Origin of the sequence: Streptococcus sp. HMSC10E12, assembly GCF_001807855.1 — a bacterium.
Classification (GTDB): Bacteria; Bacillota; Bacilli; order Lactobacillales; family Streptococcaceae; genus Streptococcus; species Streptococcus salivarius.
In genome coordinates, this window is record NZ_KV791112.1 from 3,389 (window position 1) to 19,692 (window position 16,304).

The 16,304-nt window shown below is 36.3% G+C and carries 24 protein-coding genes; all 24 read left to right on the forward strand.

The window, feature by feature from the left end; genetic code table 11:
* The first annotated feature begins 397 nt into the window (after positions 1 to 397).
* A complete protein-coding gene (gene ssb, locus HMPREF3112_RS09255) occupies positions 398 to 826 on the forward strand; it encodes a single-stranded DNA-binding protein (protein WP_070439497.1) in 429 nt (142 codons plus the stop codon).
* A 76-nt stretch (positions 827 to 902) separates the two neighbouring features.
* Entirely contained in the window at positions 903 to 1,751 is an 849-nt protein-coding gene (locus HMPREF3112_RS09260) for a PD-(D/E)XK nuclease-like domain-containing protein (RefSeq protein WP_021151517.1), read from the forward strand.
* Between the two features lie 50 nt (positions 1,752 to 1,801).
* Positions 1,802 to 2,800: an ERF family protein gene (locus HMPREF3112_RS09265; protein WP_070439499.1), complete on the forward strand. Its 999-nt coding sequence runs from the start codon at positions 1,802 to 1,804 to the stop codon at positions 2,798 to 2,800.
* A 153-nt stretch (positions 2,801 to 2,953) separates the two neighbouring features.
* Positions 2,954 to 3,130 (forward strand): hypothetical protein, encoded by a 177-nt coding sequence (locus HMPREF3112_RS11465; RefSeq protein WP_171963534.1) that lies wholly within the window; start codon positions 2,954 to 2,956, stop codon positions 3,128 to 3,130.
* Between the two features lie 426 nt (positions 3,131 to 3,556).
* On the forward strand, positions 3,557 to 3,760 hold the full coding sequence (locus HMPREF3112_RS09270) for a hypothetical protein (protein WP_256262695.1): 204 nt from the start codon (positions 3,557 to 3,559) through the stop codon (positions 3,758 to 3,760).
* Positions 3,761 to 3,794: 34 nt separating this feature from the next.
* The gene (locus HMPREF3112_RS09275; RefSeq protein ID WP_070439505.1) at positions 3,795 to 4,103 is read left to right on the forward strand and encodes a hypothetical protein; all 309 of its coding nucleotides are present in this window, start codon (positions 3,795 to 3,797) and stop codon (positions 4,101 to 4,103) included.
* 12 nt (positions 4,104 to 4,115) lie between these two features.
* Entirely contained in the window at positions 4,116 to 4,292 is a 177-nt protein-coding gene (locus HMPREF3112_RS11470) for a hypothetical protein (protein WP_176744478.1), read from the forward strand.
* 19 nt (positions 4,293 to 4,311) lie between these two features.
* On the forward strand, positions 4,312 to 4,956 hold the full coding sequence (locus HMPREF3112_RS09280) for a JAB domain-containing protein (RefSeq protein ID WP_070439508.1): 645 nt from the start codon (positions 4,312 to 4,314) through the stop codon (positions 4,954 to 4,956).
* 15 nt (positions 4,957 to 4,971) lie between these two features.
* Positions 4,972 to 5,460: a hypothetical protein gene (locus HMPREF3112_RS09285; protein ID WP_070439511.1), complete on the forward strand. Its 489-nt coding sequence runs from the start codon at positions 4,972 to 4,974 to the stop codon at positions 5,458 to 5,460.
* Positions 5,461 to 5,511: 51 nt separating this feature from the next.
* Positions 5,512 to 5,961: a GNAT family N-acetyltransferase gene (locus HMPREF3112_RS09290; protein WP_070439512.1), complete on the forward strand. Its 450-nt coding sequence runs from the start codon at positions 5,512 to 5,514 to the stop codon at positions 5,959 to 5,961.
* Positions 5,958 to 6,137, forward strand: a complete 180-nt coding sequence (locus tag HMPREF3112_RS09295; protein WP_070439513.1) for a hypothetical protein — start codon at positions 5,958 to 5,960, stop codon at positions 6,135 to 6,137. Before HMPREF3112_RS09290 ends, HMPREF3112_RS09295 begins: the two co-directional genes overlap by 4 nt.
* 118 nt (positions 6,138 to 6,255) lie before the next feature.
* A complete protein-coding gene (locus HMPREF3112_RS09300) occupies positions 6,256 to 6,609 on the forward strand; it encodes a hypothetical protein (RefSeq protein ID WP_070439516.1) in 354 nt (117 codons plus the stop codon).
* Positions 6,610 to 6,633: 24 nt separating this feature from the next.
* On the forward strand, positions 6,634 to 7,260 hold the full coding sequence (locus HMPREF3112_RS09305; protein WP_070439519.1) for a hypothetical protein: 627 nt from the start codon (positions 6,634 to 6,636) through the stop codon (positions 7,258 to 7,260).
* A gap of 12 nt (positions 7,261 to 7,272) precedes the next feature.
* Entirely contained in the window at positions 7,273 to 7,434 is a 162-nt protein-coding gene (locus HMPREF3112_RS11475) for a hypothetical protein (RefSeq protein WP_176744479.1), read from the forward strand.
* Positions 7,435 to 7,636: 202 nt separating this feature from the next.
* Positions 7,637 to 8,227 carry a type IV toxin-antitoxin system AbiEi family antitoxin domain-containing protein gene (locus HMPREF3112_RS09310; protein WP_070439521.1) on the forward strand — a complete coding sequence of 197 codons (591 nt, stop codon included), beginning with the start codon at positions 7,637 to 7,639 and terminating at the stop codon, positions 8,225 to 8,227.
* Positions 8,227 to 9,063 carry a nucleotidyl transferase AbiEii/AbiGii toxin family protein gene (locus tag HMPREF3112_RS09315; protein WP_070439524.1) on the forward strand — a complete coding sequence of 279 codons (837 nt, stop codon included), beginning with the start codon at positions 8,227 to 8,229 and terminating at the stop codon, positions 9,061 to 9,063. Before HMPREF3112_RS09310 ends, HMPREF3112_RS09315 begins: the two co-directional genes overlap by 1 nt.
* Before the next feature lie 488 nt (positions 9,064 to 9,551).
* Positions 9,552 to 10,049, forward strand: coding sequence for an NUDIX hydrolase (locus HMPREF3112_RS09320; protein ID WP_002887319.1), 498 nt, complete (start codon positions 9,552 to 9,554; stop codon positions 10,047 to 10,049).
* Positions 10,046 to 10,486: an ASCH domain-containing protein gene (locus HMPREF3112_RS09325; protein ID WP_070439527.1), complete on the forward strand. Its 441-nt coding sequence runs from the start codon at positions 10,046 to 10,048 to the stop codon at positions 10,484 to 10,486. Before HMPREF3112_RS09320 ends, HMPREF3112_RS09325 begins: the two co-directional genes overlap by 4 nt.
* A 573-nt stretch (positions 10,487 to 11,059) precedes the next feature.
* On the forward strand, positions 11,060 to 11,242 hold the full coding sequence (locus HMPREF3112_RS09330) for a competence regulator inhibitor paratox (RefSeq protein ID WP_070439530.1): 183 nt from the start codon (positions 11,060 to 11,062) through the stop codon (positions 11,240 to 11,242).
* 404 nt (positions 11,243 to 11,646) lie between these two features.
* Entirely contained in the window at positions 11,647 to 12,546 is a 900-nt protein-coding gene (locus HMPREF3112_RS09335) for a helix-turn-helix transcriptional regulator (RefSeq protein ID WP_070439533.1), read from the forward strand.
* Positions 12,547 to 12,606: 60 nt separating this feature from the next.
* Positions 12,607 to 13,221, forward strand: a complete 615-nt coding sequence (locus HMPREF3112_RS09340; protein WP_049513436.1) for a GyrI-like domain-containing protein — start codon at positions 12,607 to 12,609, stop codon at positions 13,219 to 13,221.
* 11 nt (positions 13,222 to 13,232) lie between these two features.
* Complete coding sequence (locus HMPREF3112_RS09345; RefSeq protein ID WP_070439536.1) at positions 13,233 to 13,775, forward strand: ClbS/DfsB family four-helix bundle protein; 543 nt, start codon at positions 13,233 to 13,235, stop codon at positions 13,773 to 13,775.
* A 266-nt stretch (positions 13,776 to 14,041) separates the two neighbouring features.
* On the forward strand, positions 14,042 to 15,814 hold the full coding sequence (locus tag HMPREF3112_RS09350) for a DUF262 domain-containing protein (RefSeq protein ID WP_083278180.1): 1,773 nt from the start codon (positions 14,042 to 14,044) through the stop codon (positions 15,812 to 15,814).
* 308 nt (positions 15,815 to 16,122) lie between these two features.
* The coding region (locus HMPREF3112_RS09355; protein ID WP_141738671.1) for an ATP-binding cassette domain-containing protein at positions 16,123 to 16,304 on the forward strand (182 nt) is incomplete at its 3' end.

Below are 16,304 nucleotides of genomic sequence, written 5' to 3' on the forward strand. Positions count from 1 at the left end.
AGGGAGCGTACTCGCTTTTAGCTATCAGTTAAGCTATCAGACAGAAAAAGGGGCTTAACGCTTATAACAGGTACGAGATAATTGCCTTTACTTACTTTGAAAGGCTACAACAAACGTTATTAGCAACTAAGCATAACGAGAAGTTTTTCCTATGGTTTTCCATAGGCACGCGCAACCTTGTTTTTTAAGACAAGGCTTGCCAGCTTCTTTGTTATGCTTTTTTTGTTTTGAGTTTGAGTAGACGGACAAAAAAGAAAGGCGACATCTCGATGATTAGAGCAGAGGAACAGGTGTTCCCAACTCTAAACTATCGGCATGCGGAGGAAAGACTACGAATAGGTATTCGAGACTTTCCAAGGTCACTTTACAACAACAATTTTTTAAAGGAGAAAAGCATATGCTTAACAAAGTCATTATTACTGGTCGTTTGGTCTCAGATCCGGAACTTCGCTACACACCTTCGAACAAGGCAGTAGCAACGGCTCGAATCGCCTCTCCACGTGATTTTAAAAATCAAAATGGAGAGCGAGAGACCGATTTTATTAACCTCGTCATTTGGGGTAAATATGCGGAAAATTTCGCTAACTGGATCAAGAAGGGATATCTTGTGACAGTTGAGGGACGCTTACAAACTCGTTCTTATGAAAACCAACAAGGTCAAAAGGTCTATGTGACCGAGGTTAATGTGTCAAACTTTGACAACTTACAGCCTCGTGACCATAGTAACTCTTCTTCGCAAAGTCCAGATTTTGGACCTGCAGAAGGGGGCTTTCCTGGAGGCGGAGAACCTTTAGATGATTCTATGTTTGAGAATATTCCTTTCTAGTACATAGTTCAAGGTTTTAAGAAGAAAGTAGAGAGTTCAGTCATACTGAGCTCTTTTTGTTTTGGAAGGAGAAAGAATGATAAAAGAAGTAGAGATACTTCCTCCATTGACAGAGGATAATTACTACCAAGATAGGTATTACATGTCCACTTCTCGTCTGAAGGAGTACATCAAATGTCCCTTAAGACAACAAGTTGTCGATTTGGGCTTTTGGCCTGAGAAGACGGAGACAGAAAGCCTACTTGTTGGTAATTATGTCCATTCTTATTTTGAGACTAAAGAAGCTCATGAAGCTTTCTTGGAAATGAATCGAGATAAGATCATAAGTCAACGAGGAAAAACTGCTGGCCAGGTAAAAGCCTCTTTCAAACAAGCAGATAAGATGATTGCTGCTTTAGAAAAAGAGGAGCTTTTTAATCGTTTGTATCATGGTACAGATGATGAGATGGTGGAGAAAGAACGGATTATCACTGGAACGTTAGAAGGGATTCCTTTCAAGTGCAAAATTGATAGTCTGAATCTTTCAGGTGGTTATTTCATAGATTTGAAAACGATGGAGAGTCTTCAGTCGGAAAAATATTCGACGACACTACATCGTTATACGAAGTCGCTTCTCTATAACATAGTAGAATATCAGTATACGCTACAAATGTACGTATATCAGGAGTTGCTGAAGCAAACCTACGGTTATGAGTTTACACCTTATATTATGGCAGTTTCAAAGGAACCTGTTCCCGATAAGGAGTTAATTCTAATCGATGATACAATCATTGAAATGGGGAGAGACATCTTCTATGGACATGTTGAAGCGCTTAAAGATGCTTTGGCACATAAGTCTGTCGAAGGATGTGGGCACTGTGATTACTGTTTAACGAATAAGTCGTTAACAACAGCAAAAACAGTGGCAGAATTTTTACAACAATAAATAGAGAAAGTGGTCTAAAGGCCACTTTTTATGATAAAGGAGAAAAACAAATGACTGAAACTATGTTGAACACACCAAATGAGAAAACCTTAGTAGCTGAACTTATTGAAGCTAAAGTAGCTTTAGCTAAGGCGGAAATGCAGTTAGAATGGCAAAAGGCTGAACAAGTTAAAAAAGACGAACCGGAAGTTATGGCTCCATTGTTTGAGGCTTTGGCCAAGGCTCAAGCTGAGTTTGAGTCGGTAACTGCGACAAGTAGAGTCACGTTTAAGAACGTGGACTTTAAGTTCGCCCCTCTCTCAGAGATTTTAGGGGCTGTACGTCCAGCTCTTAATAAGTACGGTTTAACATTGACGCAACAAACCAAACATATTCCGTTTGGTAATGCCAATGGGATCAAAGTTGTGACGACACTACTTCATGAAAGTGGTGTTTCTTACGACATTGAGTCGGTTCCGGTATTCTACAATGTCAATGATATTAAGAATCTGGGAGCACAAGTAACCTACCTACGTCGATACGAGGTGAAAACATTGCTTGGTATTGAGGCTGATAGCGAAGAACTAGATATGGACAATGTGTCAAATCATTCGCAATCAGCTCAACAGACTGGTAATTATGATAGTAACCATAATTATCAGTCAAATGCGCAAGTGAAAACACCTCGCAAACCAACGGGTGCTCGCTATGGAAAGACTGCTCAGTCAGCGTCGCTTACTGCTTCTTTGAGTAGCAGTGAACAGACATCACTTAGTGAGGTGACATCAGATAACAAAGTGGCAAGTGACAGTGTATCACAAGCAACTAGCGAGTCTGAAGTAGCTTCACAAAAGAGTGAAACAGCTACAAAAGGGATAAAAGCTGCTTGTAACGATGATCAACTGATTCAAATGGTTGCTCGTGGTGAAGAAGCTGCATTGTCTCTTGGAGCAACAGAAAGCCAGTTGCTTGAGTGGTCTGAGCTAGGAGAAAGCCAAGGGTTGACTGTTCAACTCAAAGCTTTATCTGATTTTGTTTCTAAACAACGTCAGCAAGCACAACAACAATAGTAGTAGAACAAAAAGTGGTCAGATTTTATTACGGCAACAAAAAAAGAGAAATGTTAATTAGAGGCGTTTACCTGATCGGCATTAATTGAACATTATCCAGAGGGTAGGACTATCCCTGGGTGAGAAAGAGTGTGATATAATAGGATAAGAATTATGCAACATGATATTATAACGACTAAGGTAGGAATGGGTATGCAAAATATTAATGATCTTTTTGAAGCATATATAGCAGAAGAGGACCCTATTAAGAAGGAGTTTTTGCTAAATATGTACAACCATGCTTTGCAACAGAAACAAAAAGAGGTGATTAGTCGTGACTTTGTCAGATAAACAATCACCAGTATTTTAAATTTTTTCCATTCAAACCGAACATATGTCGAACAACAAGTTTGGTACACTTTCTTTAAATAGACACTTCCAGAGCTGTTGGTTATTCGGGTTGTGGCCATTCTAGGCTATTTTTCCTATGCAACTTGCTTCGCAACCAATTGGTTTTTAAACTATTAGTTGCCGTAGTATTTCTAATCCCTATTCTTTTGATAGAAGGGATTCAACACTTCTTTCGTAGTTGAACAAAGGAAGGAGACGTCTATTATTAATATACTGTGTTTTTTAGAGGGTGCCCACAAGCCAAAAAAACATAGGCAATGTATGGCTAAAGTGTGTACTTATCTAAAGAACGATGGGCATAAGGTTCGAGTAGGGTATGTTTCACTAGCGGGTCTTGAAGCTTTGGATAACAGAGGTGTCAATTCAATGAGTGAAGCCGTTCCCGGAAAAAGAGTCTGGTTAATCGTTTTTGATGAAAATCGTCCCTGTAAGTCCTATACAAATGAAGATATTCATTACTATAAGGAATTTGTGGATTTGTTTTCGTCACGTCTGAAACGGAGACTTTATTACGAAGCTATGCTTAACGAACTGACAACCCTCAAAACAAGAACAGAAAAATGGTCCTAGGGGCCATTTTTTGTTTTATAAAGGAGAAAAAACAATGACAAAAAGAGAAAAAGCCTTGTGGTTACACGAGCACTACAAGAACTACTCCCTTAAATGGTACCTAGAGAATGATGCCAGATTAAATGCGATGTTTAGGAAAGTTTATCATCGCTATATGACTGACCTCAATGCACGCGCTTCGAAAGCACAATTGTCTCATATTGAGGACCTGGGCAAACGTATGCGAGAGGTATACGAAGATGTCTACGGTACCAATTTTGATAGCGATTGTCGCTTAGACCGTGCAGAGACGAATCGAAAGGTGCAAGCTATCCGCTCTATGTGGGTAGTAGCACCAGCCTAGGAGGAGGTAGTTATGGATAGAATCAGTATCCTACTAGAAACACTACCTCGAGAAAGTACCATTTCGATTTTGTATGAGAGTAGTGCTGCTGTTGTAGTGGCAAGAGATAACCAGGAGCGTTTGCTTTTTAAAGTAACCACAACCGCAGCAGTCGCTATGCAACTGCAGGAAAAATGGCTTGTGGTTTAACAGGTAAAGGAGAAAAACAATGACAGAAACAATTACTAGGAGACAAGTTAGACATCCTAAAGACTTTGGTGATATAGAGCTATTCAAAAGGGCTTTCACTCACTGGATTCCTTCAGAAAAGGTCGATGCCTTGTATTCTGAATTGCAAGGAGATTTTAAGAAGGTCTGTGAGTTAAGTATCGAGGAGTTAAAACATTATGGATTAACTCAGAGAGATGCTATTGCCTTTCTTTCAATGCTTGAACTTTTCAAACGTTCAGAAGGTGAGGAAGAAAAGCCAACTTGTGTCACTGGGACAGGATATTTTGCTCAAAGTATCCAAAAAGCCTATGGACATAAGAAGCAAGAGCATCTTGTAGTGTGGTACTTAGACGTGCATTGTAACGTTATCGAGGAGCGAGTAGTTTTCATCGGTAGCGTTCATCGTAGTATGGCGTGTCCAAGAGAGATTTTTCACTATGCAGTGAAGAATTTAGCTCGCTACGTGCTGGTAGCTCATAACCATCCCTCTGGAAGTGTATATCCTTCCAGTAATGATATTAATGTTACTGAGGCCCTTGAAGATGCTGCAAAGCTCTTTGAAATGGAGGTCTTAGACCATGTTATCGTAACGAAGGATAATTACTATTCTTTTAGAGATAACGGAAGAATGCGTTGTTTCTAGGAAAGGAGAAAAAGAATGGGAAATATTTCTCATGCCTTTGGCAAGGTAACTATTTCCGCGCCAACATTTTCAGATATTGAGGTGCTTGTGGCTACTCATAGAGTAATCAATGAAAAAGCTTGGACCCCAACGACTCTAAATGGTTCTCCAAGTGAAGCAGATTGTATCACAACTGAAGAAGGACTTGTCTCAGTGACACTTCCTTTTACAGCTTGTGGGAATTGGAATATTCGAGAGAATATCGATAACTTTTTGACTAACATCTTAAAGCAAGATAGCACTCTTAGTGATATCCCAATGTCTGCCACATTTGATTATGTAGATGCAGAGTCTGGCGTAAACTTTATTTATAAAGCAACCGTTATGACTCGCAATGTCCCAGGTAAAGGGGTAACCACTAAACTCTTAACAGATGAAGACCTTGGAGATTATTCCGAGTCTTATCTGAAAGAGTTAGAGGGAGTCTATGATCAAGAGCTAGCTTTAGGCCGACTGTCTATCTAAAAATGGTGTTATAATAGGTATAAAGAAAAACATGTAGCGAGGAGACAAAGCATGAAAGAAACCTTCTTTTGGACCTTTAGTTCAGATGCGATTTCGACCTTATCTGATTTGACGTCAGAAGGTTTTGAAGTTGATTGGACGGTAAGGAGTTCATCTGATGCTATGACCAGTGGTTTTGTGATTCAAGGGGAGGTTTCTGGAATGATTGAGTTCACTCCAGAACCTAGAGATGCTTACACCTTTGTTCATAAGTTAGAGGTTCGTATGGATAAGAAAAATCAAGGGATAGCAGGGCTTTTGTTAGCACATGTTGCCCAAGATGCTTTCAATCGTGGTTTCGAGGGGGTCATGATCTGTCTTTCAAAGACTGCTCTTTTAGATTACTACGTGCGTCGCTATGGTTGCAGTCGTATTGCAAATACAAACCGTGTGATGTTTCATACGGCAGCATGCCAGTTGCTCATTGACCGGTTTTTGAAGGGAGGCGAAAGCCAACCATGAGGATAGTTGAACAATTTAAGGCAGACTGGAAGTCTTCAGGTTTACCAGAAAAACCATACAAGACACCAGAGGAGATTGAAATGATCAAGAATGGCAATCTTGTCTGGGCTGCGCGTGTTGAAGAAAAATTGGGGCGTAAGTTAAGCCCACGAGAACTTGATGAGATGCAGTGGTGAGTTACCGCTATAAATAGTGTATCGTGCAAGATACATCGCATATTTGATATATAAGAGAAAGAGGAAGGTATTAGCCCTAGGCTACACCTTCCTCTTTTTCTATGGAGGAGAAAAAACAATGACAAAACAAATTTTCGTTTATAAAAACAAAAAAACACAGGAAGTCTTTGCAGATCTTTTTGCTAAAGACCTTCTTGAAGGCGTTACAACATTCCCTCGGATTGATAACGCTCAATCTTATTCATTTTTGGAACTCTCTTGTCTTTATCTCAAGAGAATTCTAGAAATGAAGCAACGTAAGGTTCAAACCTTATTCGTTGAGGGAAAACCCGAACCAGCACTTGCTTCAGCATTGTTACAAGCGCGTGATATGGGCTTGAATGTTGTCATCAAATTGAAGGCAACTGAGAGTAATAGCGAGACTCAAAAAGGTCTCAAAGAGCTTGGTCTTGACGATGTTATAATGGCGTAATTTGACTCAAGAAGGAGAAAAACAATGACAGGAATCACTCAAGGTCTCTACTATATTGAGAAAGTTCACCAATATAATAGTAATATTGCTGGCTTTCCGTCAGACCTAATCAATGACCGTATTTCATCAATTATCGATAGCAACAAGATGGATATGCAACAAAGTTTGCGATGCCGACCAGTGAGAAACGTGGTTTTGAATCGAGAGGGAGTATCTAACCTTCCTCCTATCGAAATTCCGTTTGAATCCTCACTTTATTATGACGTTGAGGAAATCAATTCTGGTCTGTCGAAGTTGATTGTTAATAAAGAACATGCAGCAGCCTTTCAAGAGGCTGATATACGCATGTTGGAAACTCGCTTAACTATGTTACAGCGAGCACAAGAACTTGGTAATTTTACGACGAGTAATTTTCCAAGTCGTTTCCCGCAGGAAGTAAGAGACGATTTAAGTCAGTTAGATCTTCTAGCTTGGGGAACAAAAGATATGCCAACTTATCTTTTCTGCCTGATGGAATCGGCAGTAGACAGTTACCTAGGATTTTATTCCTTGCGAGACTTGATGGAAGATGCTAACGGTACCCTTCAAAAAGGCTATGACAAAGCTGTTTACTGGCTCTATAGTGGCGTCAAAGGTCAGTACGAATATTAAAGGAGAAAGATAATGACTAAACATAGATATACAGCAACATTTAAGCGTAAAGATGAAACTAACTTTACGAAAAGGTTTCTAGCTTCAGATTTGTTTGAAGCTGATGAATACGCCTTGGAGTATGCTACTAAGCGAGATATTCTCTATCTCGACTTGGGGCCTGCAGTCCAGTAGAAAGTTAAGCTACGTATTTTTTACGTGGCTTTTTTAAAAGGGTTAAACGGTCTAGTAGTTTCTATCGCTTGCTAAAAGCTCGTGCTCTGGTGGCATCCTTACTGAAGGAATTAAACCCGAAATAGTTGATAAAAAAGAAATAAAATGCTAACATCTAATAAAAGTGTTAGCATTTTATTTCTGACAAAAGGATACTGCTATTATGAACAATATTGAAATGATTATGGCTTCTTTTCGACAACATCAAGGATTTCTGACCTTTCAACAAGTTCTGGAAGAGAAACTACCTTACAAAATATTGCTGAGAATGATTGATGAGGGACAAGTAGAGGTTGAAGGAAAGGGGTTATATCGCCTCCCTGATACTTATCTGGACGAATGGTTTGTGGCGCAGCAACGTTTTTCAAAAGGAATTTTTTCTTTAGAAACAGCTCTTTGGTTACATGGATTATCACTAACAGTTCCTTTTGAGATGACTATGAGCTTTCCTTATGGAACCAATACAAAAAATGTTAAATCAGAAGGTATACGTCCGATAGTTCTTCGTTCTTATTACGATGTAGGAATAATTGAACTTGAGCGACAAGTGGGGCAGAAGATTAAGGTGTATGAGCCGGAGAGGGTTTTAGCAGAGTGTTTAAGACCAGTTTATCAAGTTGATGTTCAAGTTATAGCTCCTGCATTTAAGATGTATTTTCAAAATCACAAAGTTAACTATTCAAAACTGTTTCACTATGCACAGTTATTCAAGGTGACTAATAAGTTGCAATCTTACATGGAGGTATTAACCTAATGTTTTCCAATGCAAATAGCTTTAAGGCAAAGATTAAGAATATGGCTAAGGATAGAGGTATTCCTGCCCAGCAGCTTCAGCAAAACTTCCTAATTGAACAGGTATTGAAATTGATTGCTAAAAGTTCCTATAAGGATTCTTTCATTGTTAAAGGCGGTTATCTAATAGGACAGTTGATAGGACTTGATAAGCGAACGACAATGGATTTAGATGTGACGCTTAAAGGGACTACACTTAGTCAAGAAAATCTGATTACCATCTTTGAAGAGATTCTTTCGGATTCGGACGATGTCTTTTCATTTGAAGTAGATAAACTAGAGCCGATTCGCCAAGATGACGAATACGGGGGATTTTCTCTAAAACTCAATGCTACATTTGATACTTTAAGAGAGGTTGTTTTCATCGACATTACAACGGGTGATAAGATTACACCTAGAGAAATTACTTATTCGATGCCATCCCTATTTAAAAATGAAACCATTGAGGTTTGGACTTATAATTTGGAAACTGTCTTAGCTGAAAAATTGGAAACGATCATTAGCCGAGGAGTAGCATCAACACGTCCTCGTGATCGTTATGACCTTTTTACCTTGTATCATATCAGAAAAGATGAGATAAATTTCGATGTGTTGCGTGAAGCCCTGGCCAATACTGTAGAAAAACGAGGAAGTAAAGAGGCTATTGATATTTGGGAAAGTCAGCTAAATAGTATTGAGACTGATGAGTATCAAAAGCAACTTTGGACACGTTATCAAAGACAATTCAAATATGCACAAGATATTTCTTTTGAGAAATCAGTTCAGATTGTTAGAGAACTCATGACAACTATTATGTAATATATAACGGTTCATTACCATATATTGGGTAGTGAACCGTTTTTTGTCTCTAATCCTTTTGGTAAAAGGAACATTCATATTCATTCGCTCGAAGGTTGTTATTAGGTATCCAGTTAGGTGCTATACCCATTAGACTTGCTATATCTTCAAGAGGTCTTTATCACACTCAATGATGACTTCATCATTAAGGAGTTGCTATGTATTGGTGGTAGTGTAAAATAAGTTGTGTAAACACAAAATAATTGACAGTATATTTTTGGTTGAAAAGTCTTTACAAATATGGTAAAATAGCTTTAGAATTAATTATGTGCTCATGGGGTTATCTCACCATGACGTTTAACGCAAGGGGAAACTCTTGCGTTTTTTGTTTTGAAAGTCTGTTAAAGTTAAATAGACAAAATGTCTTTAATAAAGAGTCCCCCCCAACCCAAGATAAATGTATGATGATAGGTATGGTAAAAAATAAATGAAGCTAGGAAGTTAAGAATATGGAAATCAAAGATCACTTTGGTGTATACGGAGTCTGTCTTCAAGATGGGAAACTTCTCTGCATTGAGAAAATGAGAGGACCTTATCAACAGCGTTTTGATTTACCGGGTGGTAGTCAAGAACTCGGTGAGGGGTTGACAGAAACTCTTAAGAGAGAAGTTTTGGAAGAGACAGGATATGCGATAAGCTCTTATTCAAACCCTAGAATCTATGATGTGTTGGTTCAAGAAGAAGGGCAAGACTTCGCCGTATACCATATCATGGCCTTTTATGATATCGTACTCGATTTCGAACGCTCTCAACAATCCCTTCCTCAGGAGCTTCTTGATGGAAGCAATGATTCAGCAAATGCAATTTGGTTGAATTTGGAAGAAATTACTGCAGACAATGCTTCACCTTTAGTATTGAAGGTGAAGGCAGAGTTGCGAGGATTTCCAGAATTAGAACTGACAAGCTATAATAATTGGAAAGTAAAAGAAATAAAGGAGAAGAAATGACACCTCAAGAAATGTGGAATGACTACAAGCAAATTAACCCCTCAATCGGAGATGAAATCGATGCTTGGGCTTTTGGAGTAGAAGCCGATCTCTTGGCAGATTTGGTGTTAAAAGGTGAAAAGACGGCAACTGCATCCGCCTATGATCTTTATGCAGTTGATAACGACCCCCTGCCACAAGAAGGGACCTTTGATGTTGTTTTAGACAGTCAAGATCAAGCTGTCTGCATTGTCGAAGTCACAAAGGTTTCTGTTCAGCCTTTCCATCAAGTGTCAGCCGACCATGCCTACAAGGAAGGTGAGGGTGATAAATCTCTGGCCTATTGGCGTCAGGTTCATGAGGAGGTTTTCACCGAGTGGATGAGCGAGGCCGGACTGACTTTTACACCTGACAGCAAGGTTGTTTTAGAAGAATTTCGTAAGGTTTATCCATTATAGAAAACCTCTCCTTCTTGGAGAGTTTTTTGATATGGATCTTATTTTCCAAAAGGGTTAAAAAATGATGTAATGTAAGCGATATTATACAGAAGCACAGGAACAGTACGACCGCAGGGCTAAACAAAAAGGTCGGAAGTCTTGTTTGAAGTTGATGAACACGCCTGAGAGTATGATACTAAGCGAGATATTCTCTATCTCGTCTTAGGGCCTGAAGTTCAGTAGAAAGTTAAGATACGTATTTAATACGTGGCTTTTTTAAAAGGGGATATACCAGATGCGTTTTAATTCTAAAAGTGACAGAGATTTGGCTTTTGAACTGGCTCTTTTGAGGTACCATATCATAAAAAGAGCTATTTAAGTTTTCGAAATAACAGCTGTCATCGGCACAAGAGACAACTCTAGAAGAGTTGTATGATATAGCATTACATTGGGAATTTATCCAAACCTAAGCTAATGCTTACTGATAGTAGAAAACAAATAGGCACTTAAATTTTTTTAACTTTGAGTGATTTTTTTGTTACTTTTTGATATCTTTTACGAATAGATATATTGTAGAAAATAGGAGGTAAAAAAATGATGACATATGATGAAGTAATGGAAGCGATAGAAAGAGGGTTTATCAAGGGGGATAAAATCAGTATTGTCCGACGAAATGGGAAGATCCATGATTATGTTTTGCCAGGAGAGAAAGTAGAACCTGGAGAAATAGTGACAGAAGAGGACGTAGAAACTGTACTTGAAGAGTTGAGGGAATAGGATATGAAAGAGTTTTTATTTCAAAAATAGATTGTATTATCTTTTAGTTATAATTCTATATAAAAAGAGGTGGTAGGTTATGGAAGAGGTCAAATTTTATAGTATGTTGGAATACAGGAATTAAGAGTTTAGAGGATAAGTCAAAGAAGTAGAGAGGTTTGTTATGAGATGGGCATTGAAAATTATCTTATTTCCAAATCTTTCAAGGTATATTAGAGCTTAATACTACTGTGCTTGCTACATAAGAATGATTTGTAAAGCAAGCGTTAAGCGAGATATGAGTTTGGGTCTTAATTATACCAAGTATAGAAGTTAATGTCAGCGTTTTATCTAAAACACATTTATAACATGACAAAAAATGTCATATTTACGATATAGTAGTAACTACTAGGAGTGGTAAAATAATGAAAAACAATAGATTGTTTAAAATTTTGTATTATGTACTGGAAAAAGGAAAAGTAACGGCAAATGAACTTGCGGAAAAATATGAAGTATCAATAAGGACAATTTATAGAGATATTGATGTCCTTAGCAGTGCCGGAATTCCCATCTACGCCACCCAAGGGAAAGGTGGTGGAATAGAAATAGCGGATGATTTTGTATTGAAAAAATCATTTCTTTCTGAGAACGAGCAAGAACAGATTTTGATTGCCTTAAAAGGTTTAGAACTGACAAATAAGGAGTACGAAAATGAACTTTTAACCAAATTAACCGCTTTATTTAAAACGAAAAATACTAACTGGATAGAAGTTGATTTTACAAATTGGCAACGAAGTAAATCTTATGATGAATTATTTAAAGATATAAAATCAGCAATCATCAATAAAAATATTGTTCGTTTTATATATTTTTCCAGTAATAAAAAAGAAACAAGCAGAAAAGTAAAGCCAATAAGACTCCTATTTAAAGGATGGGATTGGTATGTGTATGCATTTTGTTTGTCAAGAAATGATTTTAGATATTTTAAGTTGTCACGCATAAAAGAATTTGAAATTTTACCAAATACCTTTGAAGATGATTTTGATAGTATTGTCTTAAAAAAAGAAATCGAGTATGAGGAAACTGTATTTGTTAAAGTAAAATTTGATAGAGAAATGGCTTTTAGAGTATATGATGAAGTATCCAGTGCTATTGAAGAAGATGAAGATGGAAGTTTATATGCTACAGTAGAACTTCCCAACGATTACAATTTATATAACTATATATTTTCCTATGGAGATGCGGCAGAGGTGTTAGAACCGAAAGAAATTCGAGATAAAATTAAAAACATAATAAACATTATGGCTAAAAAATATAGAATATGACAGATGGTGTCAAGTTAACTTTTGTATAATATATTTATCAGTACAAAGGAGAATTTTGCTATGAAATATGAATGGAAAAAAGAAGAAAAATACTTATATGGAGCAAAGCAAAAAGCGGAGATAATAGATGTTCCTAATCAGAAGTTCATTATGATAAATGGAGAAGGTAATCCCAATTTAGCTGATTTTTCAGATAGAGTTTCGGCATTGTTTACATTAGCATATGGTATTAAAATGTTATTTAAAAAGACGAATATAGATGAAAATAATTCTTCTTACAAAGATTTTGCTGTATTTCCACTCGAAGGTATCTGGAGAAAAAACTCTGGAGAACAATTTGATAAAAATAAATTGAAATATGCAATTATGATTAAACAGCCAGATTTTATTACAAGAGATATTTTTGATTTAGCTATTAAGAATGTTAGAGAGAAAAAACCGAATAAATTATATGATGAAATCATTTTTGATAATGTAGAAGGTGGCAAAGCAGTACAGATTTTACATATTGGAAGTTTTGACACAGAACCATATTCATTTGAAAAACTAGAAAGTTTTATGGAAAAACATGGTCTTTTAAGAAAATTTGATTATCATACAGAAATCTATTTGAGCAACAAGAATAGAACATCAGAAGAAAACTTAAAAACCATATTGAGATATAGCGTAAAGTAGGAGGAAATATTATGCCAAGACCAAGAACAAAAGAAGATTTAATGATTGCAGCGAAAGAAAACTATGATAAGTTGAATGTATTAATTGCTAAGCTATCTGACGAAGAATTAAACACACCTTTTGACTTTTCAAGTGATGAAAAAAAGAAAGAGGCTCATTGGAAAAGAGATAAAAATCTAAGAGATATTTTGATCCATTTATATGAATGGCACCAGCTTCTTTTGAATTGGGTAAATACAAATTTAAAGGGAGTGGCAAAACCTTTTATTCCAGCTCCATATAATTGGAAAACTTATGGAGATATGAATGTAGAGTTTTGGAAAAAACATCAAAATACTTCTCTTGAAGATGCAAAAGAAATGTTTCATAAATCCCATAAAGATATTTTAGAATTAGCTGAGAGATTTACAAACGAAGAATTGTTTTCAAAAGATGTCTATAAGTGGGTAGGAGGAAGTGTACTTGGTTCGTATTTTGTAAGCACTACTTCAAGTCATTATGATTGGGCGATGAAGAAATTAAAAGCACATCAAAAAAATTGTAAGAAAAAATAAGCAGATATGGAGATGATAGAATGTCTGATTTTGAAAAATATAAACTTGGAAAAATGACGAAAGTTAAGTTTGTAGAAAGTAAGAAAGAGGAGAAGTGAGAACATGATATCACCTGAATTCAACAGTCAGCAAAAATTGAGATTGAAGTAGTGATACATTAATTAGTGTCTCTACTTTTTTTAATTATGGAAGTGTTTTCGTGGTATAATATGGAAGAAGTGTAGTTTCATTATATTGAGACAAATTTTAAGAAATGAGAGTTCATCATGCGTAATGATATTCAACCAAGTCTACAAACAGTAGAACAATATTTTTCTAAATCTGAATTTTATATTCCTAGCTACCAGAGACCATATGCGTGGCAGGTGGCACAATGTGATCAGTTAATTGAAGACATCAATCAGCATATGGAAAACTTCGATAAAGATTCACAGGACAATTACTTCTTTGGAGCAGTGTTGATTGCCCAAGAGTCTGGTGAGGATCATGACGTTACACTAATTGATGGTCAACAAAGAACAACCACCTTTATGTTGTTATTAAAAGCATTGTTACTTAAAATTGAGAGTGAATTAACTAACCAACCTCAAGACGATGCAGATGGTAGACGACTTATTAAGAGACTGAACGGACTAAAAGAACAAATTGCTTCATTACTGTTTAATATGTCTGAGGATGAACTAGATGATTTTGTCGATGGGCTATCATTCCCAACTGTTGAAATGATAAAGTACATTAATGATTCCATCTCAGAAAAATACGCTTTTGACATGCAGGCAATTCTACTTGGACGCAATTTTGAAGAAATAAAACAGAATGTTCATCAAATATACCGTCGCCAAAAAGATAATCGCTATACGAACTTCTACAAAAATTTCCGATATTTTTACAATACTTGCAAAGAATTGAGTGTTATTAATTGCATTAATTTTGCTAATCATTTTATAAAAAATTGCCAAGTCATCACCATTACAAGTTTTAATACTGACCAAGCTATTAATATTTTTAACTCTTTAAATGGTACTGGTGTACCATTGACTCCAATTGAAGTCATTGTTTCCAAAACAACTGCTAGTGCTGCAGATAGAAAAACATTTGAAAATAATTGGCAGGAGATAGTAGAATGGGCTGACAAGTCAAATCTTGATTTGAATACGTTGATGACACATTATATTTTCACTAAGCTATCGCAACAAAATGGTGCAGACAGAAGGAATCCCGGAATACGTGTATTCTTTAATAAGAATAAGGAACTTCTTAATGATGATGTTGTCTTTACAGATGATTTGAAAAAGATACTCCATACTTATTTGCTTACATCAGAAACTTCGATTGGTAGAGTAGTCAGTCAGCTTAATGGTAATTTAAGGCCATTTATGAGTAGCTATCTATTTTTCCGAGATGATAAGAGATATATAGAGTACCTGATGCGAATTGGTATCTTAATTGAATTATCAGAGTTATCATACAGTCATAGATTATTCAAAGGTTTTCTTGAGGAAATCAATTTGTTGTATAGTCAAGTCGATACATTTTCAACAGAGTCATTAATTGATAAGGTTCGAGAGCATATACGTTTGAATTTTGAATATGAAAATGTTAAACAAACACTTTTAGAGAGTGGAGTCTCAAATGCTCTTATTTATGTGAATGAGTACCTATTTGCAACCGAACATGCTATAAATCTAAAGCTTGACGGAAATATAGACATCGAACATATTATGCCAAAAAGTGGGATTAACAGAGAGCACATCATGCATGATATAGGTGTCGATGACCCGGATGAATTTCGTGAATATGCTGAGAAGTTAGGAAACAAAATTTTACTTGAAGCAGAAATAAATCGTGGTATTGGAGATGCCTGGTTTAGAACTAAGAAGGAAAATCATATCTCTAAAGGTAATGGATATATTGGTAGTAAGTTTCCAATAGCTCAGTCTCTCGTGACGTATACCAAAGATACTTGGACTAAAGAGGATATTGATTTAGCCACAGAGAAAGCAGCAAAACGAATAGCAGACTTTGTTTTTGAGCTATAATTTTTAGTTCTAGTTATCCGAGAAAAGGATAATATTATTGTGTCAATAAAGTGATTACTTATTTGGTTAGATAATATACTATCAAAATGTGTATAAGGTATTGACATAAATCCAGATATTATAGGAGTAGAGTTGTTCAATTTTTATGTAATATTTGGAGAACCAGTTTTATAGGAATGAACTTTTCATGGTGCAATCAATAATTATTTATTGCTATAAGATAAGCAAGAAGAGTTTTATCATATTAGATATTGAAAAAATAATTGAACAAATTAAGGGGAATCTTCTAAATCTAGGGGTTATCTTAAATGACTAACATAATATTTTCACAAGTTCAAAAGAGTTTTCACAAGAAGTTGGTGTTAGACATTCCTGATTTTCAAGCGGATTCAGGTGAAATCATCTCCATCGTTGGTGGTAATGGTGCCGGGAAGTCGACTTTTATCAAGCTCTTGGCAGGGATTTTTTTGCAGGATAAGGGCGAGGTTCG